Raw genomic sequence first — 3,573 nt, 5'->3', positions numbered from 1 at the left:
GGTGAACCGGCCACCGGCGGGGAACCGGTGGGGCGGCCCGGCCGCTCGGGTCACGCCGGCCCGCGGGATCGAACTGTTCCGCCGGGGTTCGCCCCCGGCGGCGGCGACCCGGCCGACGGCGGCCCGCCGCCTGCGGCTGGTCCGCCTGGTGCTGGCAGGCGCACAGGCAGCTCTGGGAGCACAGGCAGCTCTGGGAGCACTGGCCGTCCCGGGAGCACTGGCCGTCCCGGGAACGCAGGTAGGCCCGGGGGCACCGGCGCGCGGCCGCGCTTCGCGGTACCCGAGAGCGTCGAGGACACTCGTCTCGACCAGTCGCGTCCCCGCCGGCCGGCGCCGGGTTCCGGCGACGACCACCCCGATTCTGGTCGTTCCGACCGGCCCGCGGGCGCGGCCCGCCCGTCTCGGTTGCAGCGCTCGGGCGGCCCGGTACGAACCGGCGCCGGCGGCCCCACCGACGGTCGGGAGGGCGAGCGACCGTCGGACTCGCCACCCACGATGATCAGGAACCGGACGGGGCCGCATCGTGCTGGCGGCGATCGGGCGCCCGCGCAGCGCCGCTCGGGTGGTCCCCGCACGGCGGCGACAGGGCGTGACTTTCCTGAGCCCGACGACGTCAGCGACCTCGACGAGGCCGACGAACTCGACGACCGCCGCGGTGGCGGCGGTGCCGACTCCATGTCCTTCCTGCACCGTCTCGGTGTCGCTCTGGTGGTGCTGGCGGTCGCGCTCGGGGTGGGGGTCGGCGCCGGCGTCGTGTGGGAGAAGGTGCGTCCCAGCGGCCGCACCGCCTCGGACGCGCCCGCGGCGCCGTCCCCGTCGGCCTCGGCCGCCAGCACGCCGGCGGCGACCGGGCCGGGCGCGAGTACCGGCCAACCGGCCGCGGCGCAGATCGCCGTGCCGGCGGACTGGGCCGCATACACGGACCCGTTGCAGAAGGCGACCTTCTCCCACCCGCCGGTGTGGAAGCAGCGTCGCGACAACACCGGCATCTTCTACGGCGAGCCCGGCACCGTCTCGGAGTACGGCCCGCAGATGATCGGGGTCGCCCGGATCGCCGGCGCCGACCCGACGGCGGCGCTCACGCACGTCCAGGCGGGCGAGTTCGACGCGGTCTCGGGGCTGACCAGGGAGCGTTCCGGTCCGGCGACCGACACCAGCGGCCAGCCGACCCAGGAGCTGGCCGGTTCCTACGACCGGGAGGGCCAGCGCGTGTCCTATCTGATGCGGACGGTCGCCGCGGACGGCGCTGTCTACGTGCTCATCGCGCGGGTGTCGACCAGCGCGGCCGCCACGCTGAACACGCTGATGGGCGCCTTGCGCGCGTCGTTCTCCCCGGCGGCCTGACCGGCGTTCGCGGTCACATCCGGGGCCCGGGGTGGGCCGACCGGGCCGGCGCCAGCAGGTTCCAGATCACCCCGGTGGTGGTGAAGGAGTTCGGTCCGGTGGCGGGCGGCCAACCGTGGGCCATCGAGGGCAGCAGGTACTGGACGACACGGGCCGAGGATGCGCACCGGGTCTCACGGCGGACGGCCACCGGTGCGGTCGCCACCGGTACGGCCGGGGGGCCGGCGGGGGCGGCCAGACCGTCGGGCAGCGGTGGCGTCCCGGTGGGCGGTGTCGGTGCTGCGGACGAGCCGGTGGCCATCCCGGGCTGCTGCCCGGCGGACAAGGCGGTGGGCGATGGCGCGGTGGGCGATGGCGCGGCGTGCCAGGGCACCCCGGTGGAGTCGGTGAGGATCGTGTCGCCGGGCTGGCTGGGCAGCGGGCACTGGTCCACTGCGCGGAACGGCGCCATGCTCTGCTCGACCGGCGTGATCGCCGTCTGCAGCACCGGTGACCACAGCGAGCCCAGGTAGGGGACGTGACCGTCTGCTCCGCCGTGCACGACGACGACGGTCAGTGGAGCGGCCGGCTGGCACTGGGCCACCTGCCGGCTTGCCGCGACCACGGCGATGCCGGCGAGTTCGTCGCCGTGCTCGCAGGCGTACCGGTAGGCGAGCATCCCGCCGTTGGACAGGCCGATCAGGCTGACCCGTGTGCGGTCGATCGGGTAGTTCTCACTCAGATGGGCGATCAGGGCGCGGAGCCAGCCGACATCATCCGTGTTGTTGATCCTGGCGGTGTCGCAGCAGGTGCCGGCGTTCCAGGCCTTGCCGATGCCGTCCGGGTAGACGACGGCGAGTCCCGCGGTGCGGGCGAGGCCGTCGAGATCCCAGTGCGCTTTGGGGTCGGTGCCGTCGTAGTGCAGGCTGTGCAGCGCCACGATCAGCGGGTACGGCCGGGGCGTGCCGGGTGGCGGCAGCGTGATGCGGATCGGCATGCCACGGCCGGACCGCTCGAACGCATCCGGCCCGGTGGTCGGCGTCGCGGTCGGGGTGGTCCCGGGGACCACACCGCCGCGGCGGGTCCCGCTCAGCCCGCTACAGCCAGTTACGATCAGTATCGCGGGGAGCAGGAAGGTGAGGAGCCAGACCGCGGTGACGCGGCGGCGACGAACGGCCGGCACGGTGGCCATTCTGACCCGCCGAGCGCGGGCTGGGCGTCACCGGTGCCGGTGATTACTCTTCGTGTTGGAACTGCTACGGGCGAGGTCGCCCTCCGGGGCGCGGACCACATTGAGCCGGGGACGCTCCGCCGCGGCCGGCGGTGCCCAACGGCCGGCCGGGCGCGGCGGGGGAGCCGGGGTGCTCTCCGCGGCGGTGCGGTAACGGTCGAATGCCTCCTGGGCGCGACTCTCCAGGTCGTCGACGAGCGCCAGCGACTCGCGTACCCGACGTTCTCCCGCGGGACCGGCGGCGAGCAGGTCCGACAGACAGTTGTCCACCGCGCGCCGCGCCGCCAGCCAGCCGAGGAGCAGCCGGGAACGCTCCATGTCCGAAAGCTCCTCCACCGAGATGTCCCTCCGCTCGCCACTCGTGACGTTGATGAGGTTCCTGCCGCGAAGATCGGTCATGTGGAGATCGATCGGCGGGTCTCCTGGCTGGGTCAGGTGTCCGGGTCAGGTGGCCGGTCCGGGTCCGGGCGGTATGGGTGGTTCAGGCCCACGACCGGCGTTGACATCCCGTCCTCTCCCAGAGTGCCCCACCCAGGGGCCGAACGCGCCGTAGTTCGCCTAACGCACACCCACCGGTCCTTGCGTGACGGTAGAGGCGGGAGCGAGCCACAGGCTACGGGGGGCCCTCCGGTCGGGACCGGTCGGTGGGCCGAGACGGGCCGATGCGCTGTGGCGGCGAGGCGGATGCCGAGGTCCGGTCAGGCACGGGGGGTCCGAAGGGAACCTGCTCGCCCGGCGGCGGGATCGACGGGCGGGGCGCGGCGGCGGCGACTGCCCCCGAAGCCGGGGCCGGGATCGACGGCGTCACCGGGCGGGCGGTCGGATCGGGTTCGACTGGCACGTCCGGGTCGGCGGTCGGATCGGGTTCGACTGGCGCGTCCGGGTCGGCGGTCGGATCGGGTTCGACTGGCGCGTCCGGGTCGGCGGCCAGCTCCGCGGGTCCCGGCCCGGCGCCTCCCGCCTCGGCGGTGTCGACGGACGAAGCTCCCCGGTCGGCGGGGTGCCGGTCGGCGGGGCGC

3 protein-coding genes and 1 pseudogene are annotated in these 3,573 nt (G+C 74.7%); 1 reads left to right on the top strand and 3 read right to left on the bottom strand.

Features of this window, described 5'->3' with window-relative positions:
• The first annotated feature begins 495 nt into the window (after positions 1-495).
• The gene (locus ND748_RS28055) at positions 496-1,344 is read left to right on the top strand and encodes an LpqN/LpqT family lipoprotein (protein WP_251749204.1); all 849 of its coding nucleotides are present in this window, start codon (positions 496-498) and stop codon (positions 1,342-1,344) included.
• A gap of 13 nt (positions 1,345-1,357) precedes the next feature.
• Here the strand turns inward: ND748_RS28055 and ND748_RS28050 are convergent, their stop codons facing one another.
• The 3 genes and pseudogenes from ND748_RS28050 to ND748_RS28040 form a co-directional block, all read right to left on the bottom strand.
• On the bottom strand, positions 1,358-2,515 hold the full coding sequence (locus tag ND748_RS28050; RefSeq protein ID WP_251749203.1) for a PHB depolymerase family esterase: 1,158 nt from the start codon (positions 2,513-2,515) through the stop codon (positions 1,358-1,360).
• Between the two features lie 27 nt (positions 2,516-2,542).
• Positions 2,543-2,953, bottom strand: a complete 411-nt coding sequence (locus ND748_RS28045) for a hypothetical protein (RefSeq protein WP_251749202.1) — start codon at positions 2,951-2,953, stop codon at positions 2,543-2,545.
• A gap of 214 nt (positions 2,954-3,167) precedes the next feature.
• Positions 3,168-3,573 (bottom strand): annotated as a pseudogene (locus tag ND748_RS28040) (hypothetical protein); the annotation flags it as partial.

Origin of the sequence: Frankia sp. AiPs1 (genome assembly GCF_023716945.1) — a bacterium.
Lineage (GTDB): Bacteria > Actinomycetota > Actinomycetes > Frankiales > Frankiaceae > Frankia.
This window is presented reverse-complemented; position numbering and strand designations above follow the sequence as displayed.